This is a genomic window from Thalassobaculum litoreum DSM 18839 (assembly GCF_900102465.1).
In the GTDB taxonomy this organism is placed as follows: Bacteria; Pseudomonadota; Alphaproteobacteria; order Thalassobaculales; family Thalassobaculaceae; genus Thalassobaculum; species Thalassobaculum litoreum.
Genome location: NZ_FNBW01000008.1, coordinates 257,374 through 282,834 on the forward strand (window position 1 = coordinate 257,374; position 25,461 = coordinate 282,834).

At 67.2% G+C, this 25,461-nt stretch carries 26 protein-coding genes; 18 read left to right on the plus strand and 8 right to left on the minus strand.

What is annotated here, in order from left to right; translation table 11 throughout:
- Positions 1-4 precede the first annotated feature (4 nt).
- Positions 5-787, minus strand: a complete 783-nt coding sequence (locus BLS34_RS14765) for a DODA-type extradiol aromatic ring-opening family dioxygenase (RefSeq protein WP_028793679.1) — start codon at positions 785-787, stop codon at positions 5-7.
- A 77-nt stretch (positions 788-864) separates the two neighbouring features.
- Complete coding sequence (locus tag BLS34_RS14770; RefSeq protein ID WP_028793680.1) at positions 865-1,296, minus strand: DoxX family protein; 432 nt, start codon at positions 1,294-1,296, stop codon at positions 865-867.
- 136 nt (positions 1,297-1,432) lie between these two features.
- Between BLS34_RS14770 and BLS34_RS14775 the strand changes: the two genes are divergently transcribed.
- Complete coding sequence (locus BLS34_RS14775; RefSeq protein WP_093151391.1) at positions 1,433-2,356, plus strand: LysR family transcriptional regulator; 924 nt, start codon at positions 1,433-1,435, stop codon at positions 2,354-2,356.
- 38 nt (positions 2,357-2,394) lie between these two features.
- Positions 2,395-3,183 carry a class II aldolase/adducin family protein gene (locus tag BLS34_RS14780; protein WP_093151394.1) on the plus strand — a complete coding sequence of 263 codons (789 nt, stop codon included), beginning with the start codon at positions 2,395-2,397 and terminating at the stop codon, positions 3,181-3,183.
- Here the strand turns inward: BLS34_RS14780 and BLS34_RS14785 are convergent.
- Together BLS34_RS14785 and BLS34_RS14790 are read right to left on the minus strand one after the other, a co-directional pair.
- Positions 3,180-3,539: a TfoX/Sxy family protein gene (locus BLS34_RS14785; RefSeq protein ID WP_093151397.1), complete on the minus strand. Its 360-nt coding sequence runs from the start codon at positions 3,537-3,539 to the stop codon at positions 3,180-3,182. The genes BLS34_RS14780 and BLS34_RS14785 overlap by 4 nt on opposite strands.
- Before the next feature lie 3 nt (positions 3,540-3,542).
- Positions 3,543-4,154, minus strand: coding sequence for a glutathione S-transferase family protein (locus BLS34_RS14790; protein ID WP_215906119.1), 612 nt, complete (start codon positions 4,152-4,154; stop codon positions 3,543-3,545).
- Positions 4,155-4,246: 92 nt separating this feature from the next.
- Between BLS34_RS14790 and BLS34_RS14795 the strand changes: the two genes are divergently transcribed.
- The 3 genes from BLS34_RS14795 to BLS34_RS14805 are packed head-to-tail and all read left to right on the plus strand — an operon-like array spanning position 4,247 to position 5,732.
- Positions 4,247-4,561 carry an ArsR/SmtB family transcription factor gene (locus BLS34_RS14795; RefSeq protein WP_093151399.1) on the plus strand — a complete coding sequence of 105 codons (315 nt, stop codon included), beginning with the start codon at positions 4,247-4,249 and terminating at the stop codon, positions 4,559-4,561.
- Positions 4,558-5,046: an SRPBCC family protein gene (locus tag BLS34_RS14800; RefSeq protein WP_175474241.1), complete on the plus strand. Its 489-nt coding sequence runs from the start codon at positions 4,558-4,560 to the stop codon at positions 5,044-5,046. Before BLS34_RS14795 ends, BLS34_RS14800 begins: the two co-directional genes overlap by 4 nt.
- Complete coding sequence (locus tag BLS34_RS14805) at positions 5,043-5,732, plus strand: DUF899 domain-containing protein (protein WP_093151404.1); 690 nt, start codon at positions 5,043-5,045, stop codon at positions 5,730-5,732. Before BLS34_RS14800 ends, BLS34_RS14805 begins: the two co-directional genes overlap by 4 nt.
- Positions 5,733-5,850: 118 nt before the next feature.
- On the opposite strand, the gene BLS34_RS14810 is transcribed toward BLS34_RS14805, so the two are convergent.
- On the minus strand, positions 5,851-6,459 hold the full coding sequence (locus BLS34_RS14810) for a YqgE/AlgH family protein (RefSeq protein WP_038013828.1): 609 nt from the start codon (positions 6,457-6,459) through the stop codon (positions 5,851-5,853).
- 116 nt (positions 6,460-6,575) lie between these two features.
- Between BLS34_RS14810 and BLS34_RS14815 the strand changes: the two genes are divergently transcribed.
- From BLS34_RS14815 to BLS34_RS14835, 5 genes are all read left to right on the plus strand, one after another.
- Positions 6,576-8,717 (plus strand): protein-disulfide reductase DsbD family protein, encoded by a 2,142-nt coding sequence (locus BLS34_RS14815; protein WP_093151407.1) that lies wholly within the window; start codon positions 6,576-6,578, stop codon positions 8,715-8,717.
- Between the two features lie 78 nt (positions 8,718-8,795).
- A complete protein-coding gene (locus tag BLS34_RS14820) occupies positions 8,796-9,278 on the plus strand; it encodes a peroxiredoxin (protein WP_028793689.1) in 483 nt (160 codons plus the stop codon).
- A gap of 264 nt (positions 9,279-9,542) precedes the next feature.
- Complete coding sequence (locus BLS34_RS14825) at positions 9,543-10,700, plus strand: M20 family metallopeptidase (RefSeq protein WP_093151409.1); 1,158 nt, start codon at positions 9,543-9,545, stop codon at positions 10,698-10,700.
- Positions 10,697-11,140, plus strand: a complete 444-nt coding sequence (gene hisI / locus BLS34_RS14830; RefSeq protein WP_093151411.1) for a phosphoribosyl-AMP cyclohydrolase — start codon at positions 10,697-10,699, stop codon at positions 11,138-11,140. Before BLS34_RS14825 ends, hisI begins: the two co-directional genes overlap by 4 nt.
- Positions 11,141-11,142: 2 nt before the next feature.
- Positions 11,143-11,694, plus strand: a complete 552-nt coding sequence (locus BLS34_RS14835; protein WP_215906120.1) for a cytidine deaminase — start codon at positions 11,143-11,145, stop codon at positions 11,692-11,694.
- 142 nt (positions 11,695-11,836) lie between these two features.
- On the opposite strand, the gene BLS34_RS14840 is transcribed toward BLS34_RS14835, so the two are convergent.
- Positions 11,837-12,292, minus strand: coding sequence for a GatB/YqeY domain-containing protein (locus BLS34_RS14840; protein WP_028793693.1), 456 nt, complete (start codon positions 12,290-12,292; stop codon positions 11,837-11,839).
- Between the two features lie 378 nt (positions 12,293-12,670).
- Between BLS34_RS14840 and carA the strand changes: the two genes are divergently transcribed.
- The 3 genes from carA (at position 12,671) to greA (ending at position 17,676) form a co-directional block, all read left to right on the plus strand.
- Positions 12,671-13,837: a glutamine-hydrolyzing carbamoyl-phosphate synthase small subunit gene (carA, locus tag BLS34_RS14845; protein ID WP_028793694.1), complete on the plus strand. Its 1,167-nt coding sequence runs from the start codon at positions 12,671-12,673 to the stop codon at positions 13,835-13,837.
- Positions 13,837-17,094: a carbamoyl-phosphate synthase large subunit gene (carB, locus tag BLS34_RS14850; protein WP_028793695.1), complete on the plus strand. Its 3,258-nt coding sequence runs from the start codon at positions 13,837-13,839 to the stop codon at positions 17,092-17,094. Before carA ends, carB begins: the two co-directional genes overlap by 1 nt.
- Positions 17,095-17,202: 108 nt before the next feature.
- The gene (gene greA / locus BLS34_RS14855; protein WP_028793696.1) at positions 17,203-17,676 is read left to right on the plus strand and encodes a transcription elongation factor GreA; all 474 of its coding nucleotides are present in this window, start codon (positions 17,203-17,205) and stop codon (positions 17,674-17,676) included.
- Between the two features lie 214 nt (positions 17,677-17,890).
- Here greA and BLS34_RS14860 read toward each other — a convergent pair whose 3' ends face one another.
- Positions 17,891-18,403 (minus strand): Lrp/AsnC family transcriptional regulator, encoded by a 513-nt coding sequence (locus BLS34_RS14860; protein ID WP_028793697.1) that lies wholly within the window; start codon positions 18,401-18,403, stop codon positions 17,891-17,893.
- A 129-nt stretch (positions 18,404-18,532) separates the two neighbouring features.
- On the opposite strand from BLS34_RS14860, the gene BLS34_RS14865 reads away from it, so the two are divergent.
- The 5 genes from BLS34_RS14865 to BLS34_RS14885 all read left to right on the plus strand — a co-directional run bounded on the left by BLS34_RS14865 (position 18,533) and on the right by BLS34_RS14885 (position 24,891).
- Positions 18,533-19,531, plus strand: coding sequence for a mitochondrial fission ELM1 family protein (locus BLS34_RS14865; RefSeq protein WP_038013832.1), 999 nt, complete (start codon positions 18,533-18,535; stop codon positions 19,529-19,531).
- 84 nt (positions 19,532-19,615) lie between these two features.
- Positions 19,616-21,541 carry a hypothetical protein gene (locus tag BLS34_RS14870; RefSeq protein ID WP_093151414.1) on the plus strand — a complete coding sequence of 642 codons (1,926 nt, stop codon included), beginning with the start codon at positions 19,616-19,618 and terminating at the stop codon, positions 21,539-21,541.
- A 154-nt stretch (positions 21,542-21,695) separates the two neighbouring features.
- Positions 21,696-22,667 carry a thioredoxin-disulfide reductase gene (gene trxB, locus BLS34_RS14875; protein ID WP_093151418.1) on the plus strand — a complete coding sequence of 324 codons (972 nt, stop codon included), beginning with the start codon at positions 21,696-21,698 and terminating at the stop codon, positions 22,665-22,667.
- A 73-nt stretch (positions 22,668-22,740) separates the two neighbouring features.
- A complete protein-coding gene (locus BLS34_RS14880) occupies positions 22,741-23,631 on the plus strand; it encodes a LysR family transcriptional regulator (RefSeq protein WP_028793700.1) in 891 nt (296 codons plus the stop codon).
- A 411-nt stretch (positions 23,632-24,042) separates the two neighbouring features.
- Positions 24,043-24,891 (plus strand): hypothetical protein, encoded by an 849-nt coding sequence (locus tag BLS34_RS14885; protein WP_093151421.1) that lies wholly within the window; start codon positions 24,043-24,045, stop codon positions 24,889-24,891.
- Between the two features lie 268 nt (positions 24,892-25,159).
- Here BLS34_RS14885 and BLS34_RS14890 read toward each other — a convergent pair.
- The coding region (locus tag BLS34_RS14890) for a transposase (RefSeq protein WP_139189106.1) at positions 25,160-25,461 on the minus strand (302 nt) is incomplete at its 5' end.

Consider the following 25,461-nt stretch of genomic DNA (forward strand, 5'->3'; position numbering starts at 1 on the left):
TTCGTCAGCCGAAGGCGTAGGCGTCCATGGCGAGGACGGTGAAGACGGTGCTGGCATGCAGGCGCCGGCCCGTGCCGGAGCCGCCGGCGCCGAGGGCGGCGAAGAGCGGCAGGAAGTGCTCCTCGGTCGGGTGGTTGCGCACGGCGTCGGGTGCGCGGTCGCGATAGTGCAGCAGGTCGTCGCTGCGGCCGTCTTCGATCGCGCCGGCCGTCCAGTCGACGAAGCGGGTCACCCAGTCGGGCGCGTCCAGCTCGGCCCAACCGCCGCGGCGCAGCTCGCCCAGGTTATGGGTGAAGGCGCCGGAGCCGAGGATCAGCACCCCGTCGTCGCGCAACGGCGCGAGGGCGGCACCGAGGCATCGGTGATGCTCCGGTCCGGCATCGGGGTCGACGGAGACGGCGACCACCGGGATGTCGGCGTCCGGATACATCAGGGTCAGCGGCACCCAGGTGCCGTGATCGAAGCCCCAGCCCTCGTCGCCCGTGGCGTCCAGCCCGGCATCGCGCAGCCGGCGCAGAATATCTGCGGCCAGAGCGGGATCGCCCGGTGCCGCATAGTCCATCTCGTACAGCGCCTTGGGGAAGCCGTAGAAGTCGTGGATCACCCGCGGCCGGGCGGACGTGTTCACCCGCACGCCGCGGGCTTCGTAATGGGCGCTGACAACGACGATGGCACGCGGCCGCGGCAGGTCCGCGCCGAGGCCGCGCAGGAAGTCGCGGGCCGGCACGTCGTCCAGCACGAGGGTCGGAGAGCCGTGGCTGACGAAGATCGCGGGAAGCGGTGTCATGGTTCTTTTCTCCTAAACAAAAGGGGCCCGGCCGTCGAGCAGCCGAGCCCCCATTCGGATGGCGGTACGGGGAGGGGTCAGGCGGCGGTCGAGCTAAGGATCGCCGGCCGCGGCAGCTTCACCGCATAGGCGCCGTCACCGAGCCCGGCCTGGACGAAGAGCAGTGCCAGCCACATGGCCGGATACTCCCAGCCTCCGCCCTCGGCGGTGAACAGCCAGCCGTTGCCGGTGTGCTGCAGCAGGGCGCCGATCATCACCGGGACCAGCAGCAGCGAGATCAGCCTGGTATAGGCGCCGGCGATCAGGGCGATGCCGCCGCCGGTCTCGGCCAGGATGACCAGGTAGGCGAAGAAGCCCGGGAAGCCGATGCTCTCGAAGTAGCCGACGGTGCCCGGAATGGTGAAGACGAAGACCTTCAGGCCGGCATGGGCGACGAAGGCGACGCCAAGGGTGACGCGCAGGAGCAGGGCGGCATAGGGCGCCGTGCGGGCGTCGATGGTGTCATACATGGTGTTCTCCATCTCTGATGTGGCGGCCCCGATCTTGGAGGCGGGCCCCCGCCGTGTTTCGTGAGACAGAGATACGATGGTTAATGCGGAAAATAATTGGTGCAGTTTGAAAATGATTGTCTCATCATAATTAACAATGGATCGGTTTGCCCTTCTCTCGACCTTCATCGCCGTCGCCGAGGCCGAGAGCTTCTCGGTGGCGGCCGACCGGCTCGACTTGTCCCGCGCCATGGCCAGCAAGCACGTTCAGGCGCTGGAGGACCGGCTCGGCGTGAAGCTGCTGGAGCGGACCACCCGGCGGGTGCGGCTGACCGATGCGGGCCGCCGCTACCTGGAGCGGGCCCGGCGCCTGCTGCACGATTTCGAGGTGGCGGAGACCGAGGCACGGGGCGAGCGGCTGGCGCCGGCCGGGCTGCTGCGGATCAACGGGCCGGTCTCCTTCTCCCGCACCCATCTGGCGGCGACGATCGCGCCGTTCCTGCGCCGCTATCCGGACCTGTCCGTGGACCTGACGGTGAACGACCGAGTGGTCGATCTGCTGGAGGAGGGATACGACGTGGCCGTGCGCATCGGCCGGCTGACCGACTCCACCCTGGTCGCCCGGCGGGTGGCGCCGGTCGGCCTGCATCTGGCCGCGTCGCCGGAATACCTGGCGCTGCGCGGCACGCCCCGGCACCCGTCCGACCTGATCGATCATGCCTGCCTCGGTTACGCCTATTCGGCGGAGGGGCCGTCCTGGCGCTTCGCCAACGCGGCGGGGGAGGAGGCGAGCATCCGCCCTCGTGGCCCCATGTCGGCCAATAACGGCGAGGTGCTGACCGAGGCGGCGATTGCCGGTGCCGGCATCGTGCTGCAGCCGGATTTCGTGCTCGGTCCGCATTTCGCCGGAGGCTCCCTGGTGCCGTTGCTGACCGACTGGCGGTCGCCGGAGATCGCGGTGCACGCGGTGCATCACCAGAGCCGGCACGTCTCGGCCAAGATCCGGGTGTTCATCGATTATCTGGCGGAGGTCTGGCGGGTGCCGCCCTGGCGGATCGACGGCGATCCGTCCCCTCGATAGACTGCGGGAAACCGAAAAATCGATCCGGGAGGCCCGCCATGTCCGTCACCGCCCTGTCCCCCGACCGCCGCCAAGGCGCCGTCTCCGAGGAGGAGTGGAAGCTGCGCGTCGACCTCGCCTGCAGCTACCGGCTGGTCGAGCATTTCGGCATGGCCGACTTGGTGTTTAACCACATCACGGCGAAGCTGCCGTACAAGGTTGACGGCAAGGAAGTGTTCCTGATCAACGGCTTCGGACGGCACTACACGGAGATCACCGCCTCGAACCTGTTGCGGGTCGATATCGACGGCACGCCCCTGGACGAGGACGATTACCCGGTGAACGGGCCGGGATACGTGATCCATTCCGCCATTCACGGCGCGCGGCCGGACGCGCGCTGCATCATCCACACCCACAGCCGGGCCGGCTGCGCGGTCGCGGCAACTCAGGAGGGGCTGATCCCGCTGGACCAGCAGTCACTGCAGTTCCACGACCGGATCGCCTATCACGAGCTGGAAGGCATGGCGACCGACCTGAACGAGCGCGAGCGGCTGGTCGCCGATCTGGGCGACAGGAACGCGATGATCCTGCGCAACCACGGCCTGCTGACCTGCGGCCGTTCGGTGCCCGAGGCGTTCCGGCGGATCTATTACCTGGAACGCGCCTGCCGGCTGCAGATGGAGGTGATGGCGTCGGGCATGAAACCCGCCCGCCCGCCGGCCCATGTGGCGGAGCACACAGCACAGCAGTGGGAGAAGGGCGCGGCCAATATCGGCACGGTCGATCCGATCGAATGGCCGGCCCTGGTGCGGATGATGGAGCGCAAGGACCCCAGCTTCGCAAACTAGATCTTGAGCGGCTGCGCTTTGGCAGGCAGCGCCCAGACGTAGTCCATCGCCAGGTCGATCCAGCCTTCCAGCGCCCGGGCGTCGCAGCTCTCCGGATCGACGAAGACGAAGCCCCGCATCGCCCGTGCGCCCCGCTCCGCCGGCCGGGCGCCGGGGCGGGACAGCGCCTTCGCGGTCCCCTCCGGGCCGACCCGGAACAGGAAGCGGCGCTCCCCGGTCTTCGACCGGTCGGCGCCGCCCAGCATGTTGCCGTGATGGAAGAAGCAGGTCGCGCCCATCATCGGCTTCTCGGAAATGCACGGAATACCGTCGAGCGCGGCGCGCAGGCGCTCGTTGAGCTCGGCATCGACGGCCATGGCTCAGCGCTTCCAGCTCGGTCGGGCGCGCATCGCGGTCTCCCAGCGTTTCACGTTGGGCACGCCCTCCGGCACGGGGTGGCCGAAGAAGTCGCAGATATGCAGGGCGGCCATGCCGGTGATGTCGGCGATCGAGAACCGGTCGTTGCACACGAAGGTGCGGCCGTCGGACAGTTCGGCGTCCAGCCAGGCCCATTTCTTGGCCATGAGCCGGACCTGGGTCTCCGCGTAGGCGGGCACCTGCTCGACCTTCTCGGCGAAGAACTCGTGGGTGTGCAGCCCGACCTGGGCGATCGGGCCGAGGATCTGCTGCTCCATGCGCCGGCTCCACATCTCCACCTGGGCGGATTCCACGGGTGTCGCCCCCATCAGCGACGGTTCGGGATGCGCTGCCTCGAAATAGCGGCAGATGGCCACGCTCTCGGCGATCAGCGTACCGTCGTCCAGTTCCAGGACCGGGATCTCGCCCAGGGAGTTTTTCTTCAGAAAGGCGGGGGTGCGGGTCTCCGCCGCCATCAGGTCGACCGGCTCGATCGGCACCTCGATCCCCTTCTCGACCAGGAACACGAGGGTACGCAACGCGTTGGGCGCCATCGGATGCGAGTACAGCATCATCGGAAGCCTCCATAAAAAGTGAACTGATCGGTTGACTATTATGGATCGATCGATATAGTCAACCAATAAGTTGACTTTAGAGGGCCGACCCGATGACCCAGCTCGACCAGACCTTCGCCGCTCTCGGCGATGGCACAAGGCGCGCAATCCTCGCCCGTCTGACCAGGGGCGAAGCCGCCCTGTCGGAGATCGCGGAACCCTTCGAGATGTCGCAGACGGCGGTGTCGAAACATGTCCGCGTGCTGTCGGAAGCCGGGCTGGTCCGCGTCAGCAAGCGCGGGCGCACCCGCTACTGCCGCCTGGAGGCGGCGCCGATGAAACAGGCGGCCGAATGGCTGGAGACGTACCAGACGTTCTGGGAAGGCCGGTTCGTCGCCCTCGCCCGGTACCTGGAGGAGAACCCATGAGCCTGCCGTTCCTGAAATCGCCCCATGGCAGCGATCCCGTCATCGTGGAGAGCACCTTCCGGGCGTCGCCGTCGCGGCTGTTCCGGGCCTGGACCGACCCGGCGGAGTTGAAGGCCTGGTTCGGCCAGGCGCCGCACAGCATGGCGGCGATCGAGACCGACGTGCGGGAGGGCGGGGCCTGGAAATTCACCATGCCACCGACCGAGGTGTCCCGCGACGCCCTGCGCGGCACCTATGTGACGGTGGAGCCGGACCGCAGGCTGGTCTTCACCTGGTGCCACGAGCGGGAATTCGCTGACGGTCGGGTCGAGGTCACGCCGGAGTCCGAGGTGACCGTAACCTTCGCGCCGGCCGAGGAGGGCACCTTCGTGCGCCTGACCCACGCGGCCATCCGGAGGGAGGACGCCCGCAAGGGGGTCGGCTCCGGCTGGTCGGCGAGCTTCGGCTCGATCCACGCCCTGCTTGAGAAGGAGGCCGTCCTATGACCCTGCACCGGATCGTCGACCGCGCCCAATGGCTGACCGAGCGTCGGTCGCTCCTGGCCGAGGAGAAGGCGCATATGCGGGCCGGCGACGCGCTGGCGGAGAAGCGGCGCGCGCTGCCCTGGGTGCGGATCGAGCGGGAGTATCTGTTCGACACCGTACGGGGCCGCGAGACCCTGGCCGACCTGTTCGCCGGCAAGGGACAGCTCGCCGTCTACCACTTCATGCTCGGCGCGGACTGGGAGCAGGGCTGCAAGAGCTGCTCGTTCTGGGCCGATAATTTCGACGGTGTGGACGTCCACCTCGTTGCCCGGGACACCCGGTTCCTGTGCACCTCCAACGCGCCGCTGGACCGGCTGCAGGCGTATCGCGCGCGGATGGGCTGGCGCTTCGACTGGGTGTCGGCCGTGGATGGGGCGTTCAGCCGCGATTTCGGCGTGACCTTCCCGGATATGCAGGCGGGGTCGGCCGGCGGCTACAACTACACCGACGCCGTGCCGAACGACGAGATGCCGGGGATCAGTATCTTCATCCGGCTGGAGGATGGCGGGGTCGCCCATGCCTATTCGACCTACGGCCGGGGCGTGGAGGCGATCAACGGCGCCTATCGTCTGCTCGACCTTACGCCGAAGGGCCGGGACGAGGGCGGTCGGGGCATGAGCTGGCTGCGGCGGCGCGACGAGTATTAGAGCGCGATCGGTTCAGATCGAAACGATCTGTACCGTGAATCGCTAGATAACCCATTACAGATAAAGCAAATTCCCACGAGCAGATGTTTCCATCCGATCGTGATTTTCTCTAGGCGCGTCAGGCGTGACCCGCATCGGTCGACAGCAGGGAGGCGCTGATGCCGAGCTTGGCCAGCGCCCGGTCCCACTTGTCGTCGAGCGCGGCACCGAACAGCAGGTCGGGGTCGCTCTCGACCGACAGCCAGGAGTTCTCCTGTAATTCGCCGTCCAGCTGGCCCGGTCCCCAGCCGGCGTAGCCGAGCGCCAGGATCGCCCTGCGCGGACCGGAGCCCAGCGCGATGTCGCGCAGGATATCGACCGTCGCGGTCAGTGCCAGACCGTCCTCGAGCGGCATGCTGTCGTCGCGGAGATAGTCGTCGCTGTGCAGCACGAAGCCGCGTCCGGTCTCCACGGGGCCGCCGAAATGGATCGTGGGATAGTGGCTGGCATCGACCGGTGCGCTCTCCAGCTCCAGTTCCTCCAGCAGGTCGGCGAACTTGATCGACCCGACGAGCCGGTTGATCACCAGCCCCATCGCACCCTGGTCGTTATGGGCGCACATATAGATCACGGTGCGGGTGAAACGGGGGTCGCGCATGGCCGGCATCGCGATCAGAAGCTGCCCGGTCAGATAGCCCTCGGCCTCGTCCTTCGTCTCGTCTGACTGGATGAAATCGTCCGGGTCCATTCCTGTCCTCCACTGCCCGCGCGACCATTGGTCCCGCGGTTGTGACGTTCCCCGTGGCCGTCGCCTACTATATTGGGGTCTCGCTGTGACTTCAAAGTGAGCCGGACGGGCCTGTGATGAAATTTCGTGCCAGCCAGTTGCTCATCCTCCTCGCCCTCCTGGCGTCGGCCGTGGGGTCGATCGCCGCCGGCCCGGCCGTGGCCCAGCCCGCCTCGCCCTGGGTGAGCACCGAGTTCGCCGATATTCGTCTGATCTCCGCGGTGGCCGGCACCGAAGGGCGGGAAGAGATCCCGCTGGGGCTGGAGTTCCGCCTGGCGGAAGGCTGGAAGGTCTACTGGCGCTCGGCCGGCGACGCCGGCTACCCGCCGCAGGTCACCTGGGACGGCTCCGACAATCTGGCGGGGACGGAGACCCTCTATCCGGTCCCGCACCGCTTCTCCCTCTTCGGCCTGGAGACCTTCGGCTACAAGGATCAGGTGGTCTATCCGATTGTCGCCCGGCTGGCGCGGTCCGGCGCACCGCTCGCCCTGACGGCCCAGGTCAACGCACTCGCCTGCAGCGAGATCTGCGTGCCGCTGGAGGCAACGCTGAGCCTCGACCTGCCGGCGGGCCCGGCGGAGCCCACGGCCTTCACCCAGTTGCTGAACCGCTGGACGGCGCAGGTGCCGCGCGACCTGCCGGGCGTGGGCCTGGACGTGGTGTCGGCCCGGGCCGCGGGCGATCCGCAGAGCCCGACCCTGGTGCTGACCGTCACTTCGGCCGAGCCGATCAACTCCCTGGATGTCTTCCCCGAAGGCCCCGAGGGGCTGTCCTACGGCCTGCCGGAGATCACCCTGTCCGACAGCGCCCGGGCGGCGACGGTCCGTGTGCCGGTCGGAACCCGGGGCGAGGCCCGGCTCGACGGGGCGGACCTGCGTCTGACCCTGGTGGATGGCGACCGTTTCGTGGAACGGCCGCTGACGGTGGCCGCCGGGGCGGCGCCGGCGGGGGCGGCCGATCTGTGGGCGGTGCTCGGTTTCGCGCTGCTGGGCGGGTTGATCCTCAACCTGATGCCCTGCGTGCTGCCGGTCCTGTCCTTGAAGCTGGTCTCGGTGCTGAACTACGGCGGGGCGGAGCGCGGGGCGATCCGGCGTGGCTTCCTGGCCTCGGCGGCGGGGATCGTCGCCTCGTTCGTGCTGCTCGCGGGCATCCTCGCCGGGCTGAAATCGGCGGGCGTGGCGGTCGGCTGGGGCATCCAGTTCCAGCAGCCCCTGTTCCTCGCCGCGATGGCGACCGTGGTCCTGCTGTTCGCGGCCAATCTCTGGGGCTGGTTCGAGGTCGCCCTGCCGCGCGCCCTGGCCGATTTCGGCGGACGGTTGCCGGCGGAGGGGGCGCACGGCAAGGGGCTGGTCGGCCATTTCCTGACCGGCGCCTTCGCCGCCCTGCTGGCTATGCCCTGTTCGGCGCCGTTCCTCGGCACGGCGGTCGGTTTCGCCCTGGCGCGCGGCCCGGCGGAGATCCTGACCGTCTTCGCGATCATGGGGATCGGCCTGGCACTCCCCTATCTGGCGGTCGCCGCCGTGCCGTCGATCGCCCGGGCCCTGCCGCGGCCGGGACGCTGGATGGTGACCTTCCGGCGGATCCTGGCCCTGGCGCTGCTGGCGACCGGCGTGTGGCTGCTGACCGTGCTGGCGGTGCAGATCGGCCGGACCGGCGTGCTGGCGGTGGCCGGGCTGTTCGTGGCCGGCGCCGTGGTGCTCGCCCTCCTGCACCGTTCCGGACGGGGCGGGGCGGGACTCACCGGGGCGGCTATCCTGGCCGGGGTTCTCGCCGTTGCCGGTGTGACCCACGCACCGGAGGGCGGCTCCGGACGTCCCGCCGGCACGCAACCGGATCGGACGATCGCCTGGGAAGCCTTCGACCGGGCCGAGATCGACCGGATGGTGGCCGAAGGGGCGGTGGTCTTCGTCGACGTGACCGCCGACTGGTGCATCACCTGCAAGGTCAACAAGCAGCTCGTGCTGGAGACCGACCCGACGGCAGGCCTGCTGTCGGGCGGCGGCGTGACGGCGATGCAGGCGGACTGGACCAATCCCGACCCGGCGATTTCCGACTATCTGGCCTCCTTCGGGCGCTACGGCATCCCGTTCAACGCGGTCTACGGCCCGGCGGCGCCCGAGGGGATCGCCCTGCCGGAACTGCTGTCGGCGGCGGCGGTGAAGGAGGCGATCGACCGGGCCGGCGGCGGCGCGCGAACCGCCGGCTTGGACTCGCGCTAGAACCGGCCTATTTAGGGAACCATCAGTTCCAATTGGACCGGCCACGACCGGTCCGGTTCCTCACAGGGAGAGACGGTGATGACCATCAAGGTTGGCGACAAGCTTCCGGACGTCGGGCTGCAGCACAAGACGGCCGACGGGATCGACACCCTGGACAACGCGGCGCTGTTCGCGGGCAAGAAGGTGGTGCTGTTCGCTGTGCCGGGCGCCTTCACCCCGACCTGCTCCGCCCAGCACGTGCCGAGCTTCGTGCAGAACATCGACGCGCTGAAGGCCAAGGGCGTGGACACGGTCGCCTGCGTCGCGGTGAACGATCCGTTCGTGATGGGCGTGTGGGCCAAGGACCAGGCGTCCGACGGCAAGGTCGTGATGCTGGCCGACGGCTCGGCCAAGTTCACCAAGGCCATCGGCCTGGAGCTCGACCTGACCGAGCGCGGCCTCGGCGTGCGCTCGCAGCGCTATGCGATGGTGGTCGAGGACGGCACGGTCTCCCAGCTCTTCGTCGAGGACGCGGGCGCCTACGACGTGTCCAGCGCCGAGAACGTGCTGAAGCATCTCTGATCCGTACCGGATCGCCGGACAGATCGCAGGACAGGGGGCGGCCTTCGGGTCGCCCCTTTTTCTTTTGGCTTCCCGCTGTTGTCGTCTTCCCGGCCCTGCGCCGGGATCCAGCCATCAGCCCGCCGGGACGCCGGGGGCCACTCTCCGCCCGTCTCACGCGCGCCGGACGGCAAAGGAATGAACGTCGTGGGCCGTTTGCGCATTGCCTTTGCGTCCCCGGTCCGGCAGATGTGGTCGCTTCGTTTCACCCGACCCGGAGCCCCCATGAGCACCGCCGCCACCCGCGATAACGAGCCCGCCATCGACCAGGAGGAGATCATCGACGGTATCCTCGACTGGGTGGAGATGGAGACGCCGACCTATGACGCCGCGCGGGTCAACAAGCTGGCCGACAAGATCCAGACCCAGTGGGAGGGCACCGGCTGCTCGGTCGAGCGTGTCCCGGGCAAGGACGGCTTTGGCGACCACCTGATCGTACGCACACCGGACTGGACCGAGGACGCGCCGAGCATCCTGGTGCTCAGCCACATGGACACCGTCCACCCGGTCGGCACCAAGGACGACAGCAACAAGATCCGCCGCGAGGGCGACAGCCTGTACGGTCCCGGCATCTACGACATGAAGGCCGGCGCCTTTCTGCCGTACTACGCCTACCGCCACCTGCGCCGCATGGGCGCCGGCACCGCCCTGCCGGTGAGCTTCCTGTTCGTCGCCGAGGAGGAGGTCGGCAGCCCGACCAGCCGCGCGGTGATCGAGGCCGAGGCGAAGAAGGCGAAATACGTGCTGGTCACCGAACCGGCCCGCGACGGCGGCAAGCTGGTCACCGCCCGCAAGGGCGTGGGCCGCTTCGAGATGACCATCACCGGCCGCCCGGCCCATTCCGGCGCCAAGCACGAGGACGGCCGCAGCGCGGTCAAGGAACTCGCCCACCACATCCTGGAGATCGAGGGCCTCACCGACTACGACCGCGGCGTGACCACCAATGTCGGCCTGGTCAGCGCCGGCACCGGCGTGAACGTGGTGCCGCGGGTGGCCACGGCCGAAATCGACCTGCGGGTGGTCAATGCCGCCGACGGCGAGGAGATCACCGCCAAGATCCTCGACCGCAAGCCGCGCGACCCGGACGTCACCATCGAGATCACCGGCGGCATGAACCGCCCGCCCTACGAGCTGAACGACGCCAACTGGAGCCTGTTCGAGCTGGCCAGGGAAGTCGTCGCCGAGAGCGGCTTGGTGCTGGAGAGCACGGCGCTGACCGGCGGCGGTTCGGACGGCAACTTCACCTCCGCCCTGGGCGTGCCGACCCTGGACGGCCTGGGCGCCGACGGGGAGGGGGCGCATACTCTGAACGAACAGGTCTACATCTCCTCGCTCGTGCCGCGGGCGAAGATGTGGGTCCGGCTGCTGGAAGGGCTGACATGACGGTCACTTTCGCCGACCGCGGCGACACGAAAGCCATCGAGGAAGGCAGCGCGCTCGCCCCGAAATTCGGGGCGGACGGGCTGATCCCGGCCGTCGCCGCCGATGCGGCGACCGGCTCGGTGCTGATGATGGCCTGGATGGACGCCACGGCCCTGTCCGCCACCATCGAGACCGGCGAGGCGCATTACTACTCGCGCTCGCGGGCGAAGATGTGGCGCAAGGGCGAGAGCAGCGGCCATGTGCAGCGGGTGCGAGAGGTCCGGCTCGACTGCGACCAGGACACGGTGCTGCTGCTGGTCGAGCAGGTCGGACCGGGCGCTTGCCATGTGGGCTACGAGAGCTGCTTCTACCGCCGGGTGGTGAAGACCGGCGACGGGGTGGCCCTGGAGGTCACCGGCGACAAGGCCTACGACCCGCACGCTGTCTACGGGGAGCCCTGACCGTGAGCCGCGTCGCGCTGGTGCTGCCGGCGGTGGACCGGCCCGACGCGACCACGCCGACCCCCCTCGGCCGGCTGACCGTGCCGGGCCGGGCGATCCCGGAAAAGACGGTCTGGGTGGATCCGGCGGAGATCGCCCGGCTGCGCGATGCCGCCCGGGACGTGGCGACGCGGGCCCACGCGCCGTATTCCCGCTTCCGGGTCGGCGCGGCGCTGATCATGGCCGACGATCCGCAGCGCCGGGCGATCACCGGCGCCAATGTGGAGAATGCCAGCTACGGCGGCACGATCTGCGCCGAACGCACGGCGCTGACCCAGGCGGCCTCCCTGGGATTACGCAAACTGGAGCTGCTGGTGGTGAGCTGCGTGGCGACCCTGGACGCGCCGGTGGCCGACCGTTCGCCCTGCGGCCTCTGCCGCCAGGTGATCCACGAGTTCGGGAACCGCGATCCGGAGACGCTGGTGGTGGTCGACGGTGGTGGCGCGGGCGCGCTGGGCGACGTGTTCGACCTCGACCGGCTGCTGCCCTACGGGTTCAGCCTGGGGCAATCCTGACCGCACACCCCCGTCATCCCGAACTTGTTTCGGGATGACGAGAGGAGGAGGGAGGAGGCGGAGGCACCACGGCGCCTCCCGCCATCCGGACGTTCCGTGCGGCGGAGCGGGAGCCCCGCCGCCGGTCAGACCGGGGTCCGGCTCACACCAGCTGCTGGCGCACGATGCCGGAGGCCTTGGAGAAGTCCATGCGGCCCGGATAGCGCTGCTTCAGCGTGGACATGATCTTGCCCATGTCCTTCAGATCGGCCGCCCCGATTTCCTTTATGGTGCTGTCGATCGTCGAGACCAGCTCATTGCCCTCCAACTGGGTGGGCATGAAGCGGCGGATCACGTCGATTTCCTCCTGCTCCTGGGTGGCGAGCTCGCAGCGCCCGCCTTCCTCGTAGAGCCGGATCGATTCCTGACGCTGCTTCACCATCGTGCTGAGCATGGCCAGGGTTTCCGCGTCGTCGATTCCGTCGAGATTGCCCTTCTCGCGCGCGGCGATGTCGCGGTCCTTCAGGGCCGCGAGGATCAGACGCACGGTAGAGACAGCCCGCTGATCCTTCGCGAGCATGGCATCCTTCAACGCACTCTTAAGCTGTTCGCGCAACATTCAGTTTCTCCCCAGAAACCGAGTGAGTCCGGCACTTTGGCCCAGAATCTGGCGGGGGCCGTGCCGGCCGTCGTCGCCCGTTCGCCGTAAGATCGGAGGCCGGGTCCCGCCGGCTGATCTGTACGGAAGCGGCGACAATATACGATCCGGTTTCATGTTGCAATGCCGAGATGATTTTCTAACCATTTGAAAAACAACGGACTTTTCCGTATGTTACGGCTTGACGTACCGTCGTTCCTCGCGTATCACCCGGCCAATTTACCGACTGGCCGCCTCCGTCCGACCGCCGTTTGGGCTCCCCAAAGCTTGGGGATATACTCCCGCGGCGCGACGGGTGACGACCGCCCTCTCGGTAACCGCCTGACCCGGAGACACCGCATGACCGATCCTGCCGCCATCCCTCACGACGCAACGGCGGTTCTGGTTCTGGCGGACGGGACGGCGATCTTCGGTCGCGGCTTCGGCGCCGCTGTCACCAAGGTCGGCGAGGTGGTCTTCAACACCTCGATGACCGGTTACCAGGAGATCCTGACCGACCCGTCTTATGCCGGCCAGATCATCACTTTCACGTTTCCCCATGTGGGCAACGTCGGCGCCAACGTCAATGACCACGAGACCGTGTCGCCCGCAGCCCTGGGATGCGTGCTGCGCGCCGATATCACGGACCCGTCGAACTACCGCGCCGAGCGCGGCCTCGACGACTGGCTGAAGTCGCACGACCTGCCCGGCATCGCCGGCGTCGACACGCGGCGGCTGACCCGGCGGATCCGCGACATCGGCGCCCCGCACGGCGCGCTCTGCGTCTCGCCGGACGGCAAATTCGACATCGAGGCGCTGAAGAAGCTGGCCGCCGACTGGCCGGGGCTGGAGGGTATGGACCTCGCCAAGCAGGTGTCCTGCACCCAGACCTACACCTGGGACACCACCCTGTGGGGGTTTGCCGATGACGGCCGCAGCGACGGCTACGGCACCATGACCGAGCCTAAGAAGCACGTGGTCGCCGTCGATTACGGCGCCAAGCGCAACATCCTGCGCAACCTGGCGGCCCAGGGCTGCCGGGTGACGGTGGTGCCGGCCAGCACCACCGCGGACGAGATCCTGGGCCACGGCCCGGACGGCATCTTCCTCGCCAACGGCCCGGGCGACCCGGCGGCGACCGGCATCTACGCGGTGCCGGAGCTGCGCAAGCTGATCGACAGCGGCAAGCCGATCTTCGGCATCTGCCTCGGCCACCAGATGCTGGCCCTGGCGCTGGGGGCCAAGACCGAGAAGATGCATATGGGCCACCGCGGCGCCAACCATCCGGTCAAGGATCTGGAGACCGGGAAGGTGGAGATCACCAGCCAGAACCACGGCTTCGTCGTCATGGAGGCCAGCCTGCCCGACGGCGTGACCGTCACCCACCGCTCGCTGTTCGACGGCTCGGTGGAAGGCATCAAGGTCGACGGCAAGCCGATCTTCAGCGTGCAGTACCATCCGGAAGCCTCGCCGGGCCCGATGGACAGCCATTACCTCTTCGCCCGGTTCCGGGAGCTCCTCGGCTAATGCCCAAACGTACAGACATCTCCTCCATCCTCATCATCGGCGCCGGGCCGATCGTCATCGGTCAGGCCTGCGAGTTCGATTACTCCGGGACCCAGGCGTGCAAGGCCCTGAAGGACGAGGGCTACCGGGTCATTCTGGTGAACTCGAACCCGGCGACGATCATGACCGATCCGGGCACGGCCGATGCCACCTATATCGAGCCGATCACCCCGGAGATGGTCGCCAAGGTCATCGAGCGCGAGCGTCCCGACGCCCTGCTGCCGACCATGGGCGGCCAGACCGCGCTGAACACCGCCCGCGCGCTGTCCCATGACGGCACGCTGGAGAAGTTCGGGGTCGAGCTGATCGGCGCCGACCTGAAGGCCATCGAGAAGGCGGAAGACCGCCAGCAGTTCCGCGAGGCGATGACCGCGATCGGTCTCGACACCCCGCGCTCGCGGCTGATCAACAACTTCGACGACGCCGACGAGGCGCTGGAGCATGTCGGACTGCCGGCGATCATCCGCCCGTCCTACACGCTCGGCGGCCAGGGCGGCGGCATCGCCTATAACCGCGAGGAATTCGAGCAGATCGTCCGCAACGGCATCCGCCTCTCGCCCTCCAACGAGGTGCTGATCGAGGAGAGCGTGCTGGGCTGGAAGGAGTTCGAGATGGAGGTGGTCCGCGACAAGGCGGACAACTGCATCATCATCTGCTCCATCGAGAACGTCGACCCGATGGGCGTCCATACCGGCGACAGCATCACCGTCGCCCCGGCGCTGACGCTGACCGACAAGGAATATCAGCGCATGCGCAACGCCTCCATCGCGGTGCTGCGCGAGATCGGGGTGGAGACCGGCGGCTCCAACGTGCAGTTCGCCATCGACCCGGCGACCGGCCGGCAGATCGTCATCGAGATGAACCCGCGGGTGTCGCGCTCCTCGGCGCTGGCCTCGAAGGCCACCGGCTTCCCGATCGCCAAGATCGCCGCCAAGCTGGCCGTCGGCTACACCCTGGACGAGCTGGACAACGACATCACCGGCAACACGCCGGCGAGCTTCGAGCCGACCATCGACTACGTGGTCACCAAGATCCCGCGCTTCACCTTCGAGAAGTTCCCCGGCGCCGATGCCCGGCTGACCACCTCGATGAAGTCGGTCGGCGAGGTCATGGCCATCGGCCGGACCTTCCACGAGAGCCTGCAGAAGGCCCTGCGCGGGCTGGAGACCGGCCTGGTCGGGCTCGACCCGGTGGAGCTCAAGGGTACCGAGGACGGCGAGGTCGACCGCCAGGCGATCACCGCGGAACTGTCGGAAGCCACGGCGGACCGGCTGCTGAAGGTGGCCCAGGCGCTGCGCGTCGGCCTGTCGGTCGAGGAGGTGCACCGCGCCTGCCACATAGACCCGTGGTTCCTGGAGCGCATGGCCGAGATCATCGCCGCCGAGAAGCGGCTGGAAGCCGACGGCCTGCCCTCGGACGTCGCCGGCTGGCAGAAGATCAAGTCCATGGGCTTCTCCGACGCGAGGCTCGGCCAGATCACCGACCATGACGAGGAGGTGGTCTCCGCCCGGCGCCGCGGCCTCGGCGTGCGCCCGGTGTTCAAGCGGATCGACACCTGCGCCGCCGAGATCCCGTCCTCCACGCCCTACATGTACTCGACCTACGAGATCGGCATCGGCGGCGGTGCCCCGGAGAACGAGGCGGAGCCGACCGACGCGAAGAAGATCATCATCCTGGGCGGCGGTCCGAACCGGATCGGCCAGGGCATCGAGTTCGACTATTGCTGCGTCCACGCGGCCTATGCCCTGTCGGATGCCGGGTTCGAGACCATCATGGTCAACTGCAACCCGGAGACCGTCTCCACCGACTACGACACCTCCGACCGGCTGTATTTCGAGCCGCTGACCGCCGAGGACGTGATCGAGCTGGTCAACGGCGAGCAGGCCAACGGCCAGGTCATGGGCTGCATCGTGCAGTTCGGCGGCCAGACCCCGCTGAAGCTGGCCGCGGCGCTGGAGAAGGCGCAGATCCCGATCCTCGGCACCTCGCCGGACGCGATCGATCTGGCCGAGGACCGCGACCGGTTCCAGAAGCTGCTGCAGCGCCTGGAGCTGATGCAGCCGGCCAACGGCACCGCGACCTCCACCGAGCAGGCGGAGAAGATCGCCGAGCAGATCGGCTATCCGGTGGTCATCCGCCCGTCCTACGTGCTGGGTGGCCGGGCGATGGAGATCGTGCACGAGCCCGAGGGCCTGCGCCGCTACATGCGCAATGCGGTCGTGGTGTCCGGCAAGAACCCGGTGCTGATCGACAGCTTCCTGCGCAACGCCACCGAGATCGACGTGGATGCGGTCGCCGACGGCACCGACGTCTTCATCGCCGGGGTGATGGAGCATATCGAGGAGGCGGGCATCCATTCGGGCGACAGCGCCTGCTCGCTGCCGCCGGTCTCGCTGGACCGGGTGGTGATCGACGAGGTCAAGCGCCAGGCGGTGATGCTGGCCAAGGGCCTGAACGTGGTCGGCCTGATGAACATCCAGTTCGCGGTGCGCGACGGCGAGGTGTTCATCCTGGAGGTCAACCCGCGCGCCTCGCGCACGGTGCCCTTCGTCGCCAAGGCCACCGGCGTGCCGATCGCCAAGATCGCCAGCCGGGTGATGGCGGGGGAGAAGCTGAGCGCCTTCACCCTGCCGACCAGGGATCCCGAGCATGTGGCGGTGAAGGAGGCGGTGTTCCCCTTCGCCCGCTTCCCCGGTACCGACATCATCCTCGGCCCGGAGATGAAGTCGACCGGCGAGGTCATGGGCATCGACAAGAGCTTCGCGCGCGCCTTCGCCAAGTCGCAGCTCGCCGCCGGCACGGTGCTGCCGGACGGCGGTGTCGTCTTCATTTCGGTGAAGGATGCCGACAAGGCGGCGATCGTTCAGATCTCCAAGGCGCTCGACGACCTCGGCTTCAGTATCATGGCCACCACGGGCACCGCCGATGTACTGAAAGACGCGGGCATCGACAGTCACCGGGTAAAGAAAGTGCTCGAGGGACGGCCGCACATTGTCGATAACATGCTCTCGGGCCATGTCGACTTGGTGATAAATACCACCGAGGGTGCACAGGCCATTCGGGACAGTTTCAGCTTGCGTCACACCGCCCTAACGCACAACATTCCCTACTATACGACTGTTGAGGGGGCGCGTGCCGCTGTCCGGGCCATCGCAGCAATGCGGGACGGACACCTTGAAGTGACCCCGCTTCAGACCTACCTCACCGGATCGTTCTGACTGTCCCGGGGGGCGGGTCTGGCAACCGGTCGTGGTTTCCGATCCAGAGTGAGCCCCGCGTGGCGTCCGGAACGGGTGGTAGGATAGGTTTGAGCAGGCGACGAGCCCATGGAAAAGGTGCCGATGACCGCAGAGGGGCATGCCCGTCTGACGGATGAACTGAAGAACTTGAAGTCCGTGGAGCGACCGGCGGTGATCAAGGCGATCGCCGAGGCGCGGGAACACGGCGATCTCTCCGAGAACGCCGAGTACCACGCCGCGCGCGAGCGCCAGAGCTTCATAGAGGGGCGGGTCGCCGAGCTGGAGGACGTCATCAGCCGCTGCGAGGTCATCGACCCGAAGAAGCTGAAGGGCGAGACCGTGACCTTCGGCGTGACCGTCGAGGTCGCGGACGAGGAGACGGACGAGGAGACCGCCTACACGATCGTCGGGCCCTACGAGGCGGACATCGCGCGCGGCTTCATCTCGACCTCCTCGCCGATCGCCCGGGCCCTGATCGGCAAGCGCGTGGGCGATTCCGTCGAGGTCTCGACCCCGAAGGGCTCGAAGAGCCTGGAGATTTTGTCGATCGCGATTCAATAGCGGTCGGGCATATGCCTAACGCGATGCCCCGGGTTTCGGTCCGGGGCATTGTGCGTTTTTGCGGCTGTTTGCGTTTTCACGTCCCCTAGCCGCTTCCCCCCAATCACCTCACCCTCGTCATCCCGAACTCGTTTCGGGACCGGTGGGCGTTGGGAACAGGCGAGGTCCCGGAACGAGTTCGGGATGACAGCAGGGGAAGGTGGAGAGGAGCGGATTACCCCTCCTCGACCTCATCCTCGTCGTCGTCCTCCGGCGCCTCGTCGATCGGCACGCCGGGGAGGCGCTTGCGGGTGCGGATCACCAGCGCGGTCTTCACGTTGGAGACCAGCGGCGCCGGGGTCAGCTTGGAGGTCAGGAAACGCTGGAAGGCGTCCCAGTCCTTGGCGACGATCTTCAGCAGGAAGTCCGCCTCGCCCATCAGCATGTGGCACTCGCGCACTTCCGGCCACTGGCCGACCATCTGCTCGAAGCGGGCAAGGTCCGCCTCGGCCTGGCTGGTCAGCCCCACATGGGCGTAGATCGTGACCGTGAAACCGAGGTGTTCAGGCGCCACCTCGGCATGGTATCCCCGGATGAAACCCGCTTCCTCCAGCGCCCGCACCCGTCGCAGACAGGGCGGCGCCGAGATGCCGGCGCGGTTGGCCAGCTCGACGTTGGTCATCCGGCCATTGTCCTGAAGGTCGCGCAGAATACGGCGGTCGATGCGATCAAGTTTCACACGTCGCATATGGGCTCCGGGGGAACGATTGAAATGTCTGACAGTCAGCGTAGAAACGATGGCGTGCGTATATCCGATTCGAATAGGGCAAGCAAGATCATTGCGTAAATCTGTCATTTTCTTTCGATATCTGGCGACATGAGCGTCGGTGCCGACACGCAGACGTTGTGCTGGATCCTGACCGACGGGACGGTCGGCATGCGCATCCAGTGCCTCGGCCTCGCCGACGCGGCCGGCCTGACGCCGGTGATCAAGCGGATCCATCCGAGCTGGCTGCTGCGCGCCCTGCCGGTGGCCGGGACGCTGCCGGGGGTGGCGGCGACGGCGGGCGGCGACCCGATCGCCGAGCCGTGGCCCGACGTGGTGATCTCCTGCGGCCGGCGCACGGCGGGGGCGGCCCTGGCGGTTCGGCGTCGGGCCGGCGGGCGGCCGTTCCTGGCGCATATCCAGGATCCGCGGATCGATCCCCGGCACTTCGACATGCTGATCGTGCCCGAGCACGACCCGGCGCGCGGCGATAACGTCGTCACCACCCTGGGCGCGCTCAATCCGCAGGCGCCGGAGAAACTGGCCGAGGCGGCCAAGCCCTGGCTGACCGAGGTGGCCGACCTGCCGCGCCCGCTGATCGCGGTGAATGTCGGCGGCTCGAACAAGCGCTACGAGTTCTCGGCCGACGCGGTGGCCCGGTTCGTCGCCGAGCTGCGCGGGCTCTCGCAGAGCAGCGGCGGCTCGCTGCTGGTCGCCTGTTCGCGGCGGACCGACGAGGCGACCCGCAAGGCGCTGACCCAGGGCCTGGCCGACCTCCCCGGCGTGGTGTGGACCGGCCGGGGCGAGAACCCCTATCTGGCTTTCCTGCACCTGTGCGATGCCCTGGTGGTGACCTCCGACTCGGTCAACATGGCGTCGGAAGCCTGCGCCACCGGCAAGCCGGTGCATGTGGCCACCATAGAGCCCGAGACCGGCCGCCTGGCGGCGTTCCATGAGCGGCTGCGGGCCGACGGCTATACCCGGCCCTTCGCCGGCCATCTGGAGAGCTGGACCTACGAGCCCCTGCGCGAAACCTCCCGGGTCGGTGCTATCCTGGCGGAGCGCCTGGCCGCGCGGATGGCCGATCGGCCGGAGCAATCGCTGCGATAGAGTGCGGCGCATTGCTCCGCCCTGGCCGTTCGGCTATGTCGTCAGGCATTGGGGGCACCCTGCAAACAGCGACGGCGTGGAGCCATGGCGCTCAAGATCGATACCTTCTCCAACCAGGTCGGCGGCTTCAGTTTCTTCAAGGCGGTCGGCCACCCGCTCACCGCCGAGAAGATCGCGGCCCTGCTGGCGGACATCAAGGGCAGGGGACCGGTCGCGCTCTACGATCCCCTGGGCCACCTCGAGACCTTCGCCGAACTGCACGACGTCAGCGCGCTGACGATCGACACGGTCTATGTGCAGGCGGTCGAACGGCTCGACACCAAGGTGATGGGCTACACGCCCGAACCTGTGGCGGAGATCGGCGCCAGCACCGCGCCGACCCTGCTGATCCCGGCCTTCGACAGCGCCCGGCTGGTCGACCATATCCGCCATCTGCTGCCGCCGGGCATGCGGGTCGTCACCCTGGACGACGCGCGGCTGCCCGACGCCATGCTGTCGAATACCCGCAAGTATCTCGACCCGCTGAACTTCGCCATCAACCACGGTTTCCTGCGCGACGGTGGCGGGCGGCACACGCGTCTGGTGACGGCGAACTACTGGAGCGGCTACGGCGCCAAGGGCATGCGGCTGTGGCTGCGCCTGTTCGACGCCGACGGCAAGGTGCTCGCCACCTGGGAGCAGGACCTGCCCGACGGGCCGGCCGGGATCATTCTCGACAGTGCGGAGATCCGCGCCCGCTTCGGCCTGGGCGAGTTCGCCGGCACCCTGTTCATCCATGCGCTCGGCGCGCGCGGCCACGACGTGGTGAAATACGCCGTCGACACCTATGGCGACGCGCCGGAAGAGCTGTCCTGCACCCATGACGCCAACGCCTGGCCGGCCGACTACTACGCCGGTCTGCCGGCGGCCAATCCGGGCGAGCGGATCGTGTTGTGGCTGCAGAACGCCCATCCGAACGCCGCACCCGCCGGATCCATGGCGCTGAACCTGATGGGCAACGACGACAGCCGCGCCATCGACCGGCCGGTCCCCGGCTTCGGCACCATCTCCGTCGATCCGGCCGCGCTGTTCCCGGACGCGGTCTGGCCGGCCCAGTTCGAGCTGCGCGCCGGCAAGCACGTGGTGCGGCCGCGCTACGAGATCGTCGCCGGCAACCGCCGCAACCGGATCGCCCATGTGAACGTGGAGCGCACCGACCTGACGGGCGACCCGTCGATCCCCGGCGCCATGAAGCATCTGGGCAAGGCCTATATCCTTCCGGCCCCGGTCCTGCCGGTGGACCGCTACCGCACCTTCGCCCTGCCGACCCCGATGACCCGGGGACAGCAGAAGCAGCCGATCGCCGCCCTGCTGATCGATGCCGACGGCACCGAGGTTGCCCGGCGGTCCCTCGGCGTGCTCGACCGGTCCGACAGCGTGGCGCTGGAGGCGGTCGAGCTGATGGGCGGCGCCGCCCTGCCGTCCGGCTACGGCCACCTGGAATTCATCTACGACTTCTCCCAGGGCGGAGAGGACGCGGCCGACGGCTGGCTGCACGGGCTGTTCCGCTACGAGGATACCGAGAGCGGTCACGCCGCCGACACCAGCTTCGGCGCCCATGTCTTCAACACGGTCATGACCTACAAGAACGAGCCGCAGAGCTATGGCGGCCCGCCGCCCGGCCTGTCGACGCGGCTGTTCCTGCGCCTGGGCAACGGCATGGCGGGCGGTGGCGTGGACTCGATGTGCCACCTGATCTACGCCGCCTCCAACCCCTGGCACCCGACGTCGGAGACCGTGCTGGTCCTGACCGGCGCCGACGGGGCGGAGATCGCCCGCGCCTCCATGGCGATTCCCTGCGGCGGCTCGCGGCTGTGGCGGGCGAGCGAGATGTTCTCCGCCAAGGATCTGCAGGCGGCGGGCGACGGCGGCTACGTGCTGATCCGCGACACGACCTGCCGGCTGTTCGGCTATCACGGGCTGATCCGCGACGGGGTGTCCTTCTCGCTGGATCACATGTTCGGCTTCTGAGGCGCGGAGTCGCGCGCCCGGACCGGACGGAGGTGCGGTCGCCGGGGCGTGCCGCGCTGGCTGGAACGGCCGGTCCCGGCGAATTGACCGCCGCGCCGGTTGAGACCGAGGCCCCGCCCGCCTATCTTGCCTGCATCGAGACAAGGAGGATGGCATGGCCGAGCATCGGGTGAAGGTTCTGATCGTTGGCGCGGGTGCCGCGGGACTGACCGCAGGCATCTATACCGCGCGCGCGAACCTGTCGCCGATGCTGCTCGCCGGGTTGCAGCCGGGCGGCCAGATGACCATCACCTCCGAAGTGGAGAACTATCCGGGCTTCGCCGACGTCATCCAGGGTCCCTGGCTGATGGAGCAGATGCAGAAGCAGGCCGAGCATGTCGGCACCAAGATCGCCTATGACATCGTCACCTCGGTCGATTTCTCCACCCGCCCGCTGCGCTGCATGACCGACCAGGGCGACACCTATCTGGCCGACAGCGTCATCATCGCCACCGGCGCCCAGGCGCGCTGGCTCGGCCTGCCGAGCGAGCAGCATTTCAACGGCCGCGGCGTGTCGGCCTGTGCCACCTGCGACGGCTTCTTCTACCGCGATAAGGACGTGGTCGTGGTCGGCGGCGGCAATACCGCCGTGGAGGAGGCGCTGTACCTCGCCAATATCTGCCGGACGGTGACCCTGGTGCACCGCCGCGACAGCCTGCGTGCGGAGAAGATCATGCAGGACCGCCTGTTCCGCCACCCGAAGGTCACGATGGTCTGGGACAGCGTGGTCGACGAGGTGCTCGGCGGCGCCGGCCCGATGGACGGCGTCGAGGCGGTGCGGATCAAGAACGTGAAGACCGCCGAGACCACCGACATCGCCGCGCACGGCCTGTTCGTCGCCATCGGCCACGATCCGGCGACCAAACCCTTCCAGGGCGCGCTGCCGCTGGACGAGGAGGGCTACCTGATCACCGAAGCCGGTTCGACCCGGACGTCGATTCCCGGCGTGTTCGCCGCCGGCGACTGCGTCGACAAGGTCTACCGCCAGGCGGTCACCGCGGCCGGCATGGGCTGCATGGCGGCGCTGGAATCGGAGAAATATGTGGCCGCGCTTGAAGATGCGGCCCATGCGGCCGCCGCCGAATAGGCCCCTTCGCGTTCCTTCTTCGCGCCGGATCGTGTAGACAGGAACGGGAATCAGGTCGAAGCGTGGTCGGGCGATGGACTGGGACAAGCTCAGGGTATTTCATGCCGTCGCCGAAGCGGGCAGCTTCACGCATGCGGGCGAGACCCTGAATCTCAGCCAGTCGGCGGTCAGCCGCCAGATCAGCGCGCTGGAGGAAAGCCTCAAGCTGCCGCTGTTCCACCGCCACGCCCGCGGCCTGATCCTGACTGAGCAGGGCGAGGTGTTGTACCAGACCGCCCGCGACGTCTTCGCCAAGCTGGCCACCACCGAGGCCCTGCTGTCCGAAGGCAAGGACAGCCCCAAGGGGCCGCTGCGGCTGACCACGACGGTGGCGCTCGGCTCCAACTGGCTGGCGCCGCGTCTGGCCGGGTTCCTGGAGCTGTATCCGGAGATCGGCCTGACCGTGATCCTGAACGACAGCGAGCTCGACCTGTCGATGCGCCAGGCCGACGTGGCGATCCGTCTGACCCCGCCGCGCCAGCCCGATCTGATCCAGCGCCATCTGAAGACCATCAAGTTCCATCTCTACGCTTCGCCGGAGTATCTCACCAAGCACGGCCTGCCGAAGACGCCGGCCGATCTGGCCGCCCACCGGCTGGTGATCTACGGCGAGACCGCCCATCCGCCGTTTCCGAACGTCAACTGGCTGCTGGACACCGCCGTCGGGCATCGCGGCCGGCATGTGAATGTGGTCCGGCTGAACAATTATTTTGCAATGTACCGTGCAGTGCAAACCGGTCTCGGCATTGCAGCATTGCCCGATTACATGGCCCGCGAAGATGTGGGGCTGATCCGCGTCATCCCCGATCTTGAGGGACCGCAGGTGCCGACTTACTTCGTCTATCCCGAGGAACTGAGGCACTCCAAGCGCATCATGGTGCTGCGAGATTTCCTCATCCAGGAAGTTGCCAAGTCGCAATTCTGAAAAATTCGCAAACCAAGCTATGCAAAAACCGCATAGCGGAAGTGACCATTTTGATGTGGTCGCCGAGGCGGCGAATGCCTATTTCATGGTCATCGCGATGTTGCGTTGCAGCATCGCCTCCGAGCCCCCCGCTCGGAGCGGGGTCCTTCGGGATCCCACGTCTCCCAGACGTGAAGCCTCCCTGTTCAACTTGCCGGGAAACCCAGTTTCCCGGCAATTTTTTTATGTGCGGCCCGCTCTCTGGTCCGTCTCTGGTCCGTTTTTCGGTCCGTTGTTTCCTATGCAAACTTCCAAAATCTCTAAAGTATGAACCTGTGTCAGGTCGTGGGCCGGCAGTGGAAATTCCACCTTTTAATGCGTTCCGGCTGAATGCTAGTCGTCGTCGGGTCAACCTCCAATCAAGGAAGTCCGATGTTCAATTTGCTGATGAACGGTCATGGATGGGAGCCAAGTAGGAGTTCAATATCCTTAGACAGGCTCTTTGAACATACGGACGACGGGTTGCGACGGCAGTTCCGGTCTGGAGAAGGGCAACCTGATTTGGAAGCCCTGCAGCGTCTGCCCTGCCTATTCATGGCTGAGGGGCGCAAAGACCAGATCGCAAGGGTCGGTTCGATTACGCGTCCAAGGGTGTCTGGGCGGGAGATTGTGTTCGACGTGCACTTCGACCCCGGGGTTCCACCCTTGCTTAACCGAACGATCTTCGAACATCGAGTCGCCTTTGATATGGCGAATGAGTTCGAGTTCAACCGGAACCATTGGGCTGTCAAGGACGTCGACCTTTTTCGGGAGCTCTTCCGGTTTGCCCCGCCGCGCCGGCAACTGCCTAAGGTCTTCACGATCAGGGATCATCCGCTCATCGAAGATGATCTCGTGTCGGTCATGATGCCATTCGACGCGGGGTTCACGCCCGTGTTCAAGGCGATCAGAGATGCAGTCGATGAAGCCGACCTGCGCTGTCTTCGCGTAGACGACCTCTGGGAGGCCGACGCCATCATCGACGATGTGGTGTCTTTGATCGACCGGTCGCGGGTGGTTATTTGCGACTGCACCGGTCGGAATGCCAATGTGTTCTATGAGGCTGGCATCGCCCACACCCTTGGCCGGCCAGTGGTTCTGCTGACCCAGCGGTCGGAGGACATTCCCTTCGACCTACGGCATATCCGATACATCGAATACCTGAAGAACGAGGAAGGGCTAAAGGATATGGCTGCTGCCCTATCTGATCGTCTGAAAACGATTAAGGACCGTGAGGTCTAGTTCGAAGCGGTAACCAGGTGTTGATGGGCAGGCCAACTTGAACGGGGCGGCCCCCGCCGGCGGAGTTGAGGCGGCGTCCGTTTGGCCAGAGGGCTGATATCTAATTCTGAGCCGCCTGTATGCTTCTCCAGGGCCCCAGGAGCGGCCATATAGCATTGGTTAGGAGAAGACCATGCTGCCGATGCATCAGGGCTGTGTGTGGCTGCCACAGAATCACCCAGGGGTATTGGCGCTATTATGAGCGATGGCGTACTAGAGCGTTTTCGGATCACTCATGATCGTACCCTGTAGCGGTGAAGTAGTTTCTGGCCTCTTCCGGCGTGACGGCATCGATGGCCTGAGCGATTGCGTCCCAGAGGTCTTGTAGGGTTCGGGCGGCGGCCTTTTTGAGTAGCGCCTTGATCTTGGAGAAGGCCAATTCGATCGGGTTGAAGTCTGGGCTGTAGGGCGGCAGGAAGCGGAGCTCGGCGCCGGCCCGCTCAATCGCGTCGCGGACTGCGGCGGGCTTGTGAGCCGGAAGGTTATCCATCACGACGATGTCGCCTGACCGCAGTGTCGGTACCAAGACCT

What these genes read in the sequence shown, in the direction of transcription:
- greA (WP_028793696.1), top strand. Translation starts at nt 17,203, where the DNA reads ATGGAAAAGGTGCCGATGACCGCAGAGGGGCATGCCCGTCTGACGGAT.
- hisI (WP_093151411.1), top strand. Translation starts at nt 10,697, where the DNA reads ATGACGGTCACTTTCGCCGACCGCGGCGACACGAAAGCCATCGAGGAA.
- BLS34_RS14865 (WP_038013832.1), top strand. Translation starts at nt 18,533, where the DNA reads ATGAGCGTCGGTGCCGACACGCAGACGTTGTGCTGGATCCTGACCGAC.
- carA (WP_028793694.1), top strand. Translation starts at nt 12,671, where the DNA reads ATGACCGATCCTGCCGCCATCCCTCACGACGCAACGGCGGTTCTGGTT.
- BLS34_RS14815 (WP_093151407.1), top strand. Translation starts at nt 6,576, where the DNA reads ATGAAATTTCGTGCCAGCCAGTTGCTCATCCTCCTCGCCCTCCTGGCG.
- BLS34_RS14870 (WP_093151414.1), top strand. Translation starts at nt 19,616, where the DNA reads ATGGCGCTCAAGATCGATACCTTCTCCAACCAGGTCGGCGGCTTCAGT.
- BLS34_RS14810 (WP_038013828.1), bottom strand. Translation starts at nt 6,459, where the DNA reads ATGGACCCGGACGATTTCATCCAGTCAGACGAGACGAAGGACGAGGCC.
- BLS34_RS14840 (WP_028793693.1), bottom strand. Translation starts at nt 12,292, where the DNA reads ATGTTGCGCGAACAGCTTAAGAGTGCGTTGAAGGATGCCATGCTCGCG.
- BLS34_RS14770 (WP_028793680.1), bottom strand. Translation starts at nt 1,296, where the DNA reads ATGTATGACACCATCGACGCCCGCACGGCGCCCTATGCCGCCCTGCTC.
- BLS34_RS14775 (WP_093151391.1), top strand. Translation starts at nt 1,433, where the DNA reads ATGGATCGGTTTGCCCTTCTCTCGACCTTCATCGCCGTCGCCGAGGCC.
- BLS34_RS14820 (WP_028793689.1), top strand. Translation starts at nt 8,796, where the DNA reads ATGACCATCAAGGTTGGCGACAAGCTTCCGGACGTCGGGCTGCAGCAC.
- BLS34_RS14785 (WP_093151397.1), bottom strand. Translation starts at nt 3,539, where the DNA reads ATGGCCGTCGATGCCGAGCTCAACGAGCGCCTGCGCGCCGCGCTCGAC.
- BLS34_RS14765 (WP_028793679.1), bottom strand. Translation starts at nt 787, where the DNA reads ATGACACCGCTTCCCGCGATCTTCGTCAGCCACGGCTCTCCGACCCTC.
- BLS34_RS14790 (WP_215906119.1), bottom strand. Translation starts at nt 4,154, where the DNA reads ATGATGCTGTACTCGCATCCGATGGCGCCCAACGCGTTGCGTACCCTC.
- trxB (WP_093151418.1), top strand. Translation starts at nt 21,696, where the DNA reads ATGGCCGAGCATCGGGTGAAGGTTCTGATCGTTGGCGCGGGTGCCGCG.
- BLS34_RS14860 (WP_028793697.1), bottom strand. Translation starts at nt 18,403, where the DNA reads ATGCGACGTGTGAAACTTGATCGCATCGACCGCCGTATTCTGCGCGAC.
- BLS34_RS14780 (WP_093151394.1), top strand. Translation starts at nt 2,395, where the DNA reads ATGTCCGTCACCGCCCTGTCCCCCGACCGCCGCCAAGGCGCCGTCTCC.
- BLS34_RS14885 (WP_093151421.1), top strand. Translation starts at nt 24,043, where the DNA reads ATGTTCAATTTGCTGATGAACGGTCATGGATGGGAGCCAAGTAGGAGT.
- carB (WP_028793695.1), top strand. Translation starts at nt 13,837, where the DNA reads ATGCCCAAACGTACAGACATCTCCTCCATCCTCATCATCGGCGCCGGG.
- BLS34_RS14800 (WP_175474241.1), top strand. Translation starts at nt 4,558, where the DNA reads ATGAGCCTGCCGTTCCTGAAATCGCCCCATGGCAGCGATCCCGTCATC.
- BLS34_RS14805 (WP_093151404.1), top strand. Translation starts at nt 5,043, where the DNA reads ATGACCCTGCACCGGATCGTCGACCGCGCCCAATGGCTGACCGAGCGT.
- BLS34_RS14880 (WP_028793700.1), top strand. Translation starts at nt 22,741, where the DNA reads ATGGACTGGGACAAGCTCAGGGTATTTCATGCCGTCGCCGAAGCGGGC.
- BLS34_RS14795 (WP_093151399.1), top strand. Translation starts at nt 4,247, where the DNA reads ATGACCCAGCTCGACCAGACCTTCGCCGCTCTCGGCGATGGCACAAGG.
- BLS34_RS14825 (WP_093151409.1), top strand. Translation starts at nt 9,543, where the DNA reads ATGAGCACCGCCGCCACCCGCGATAACGAGCCCGCCATCGACCAGGAG.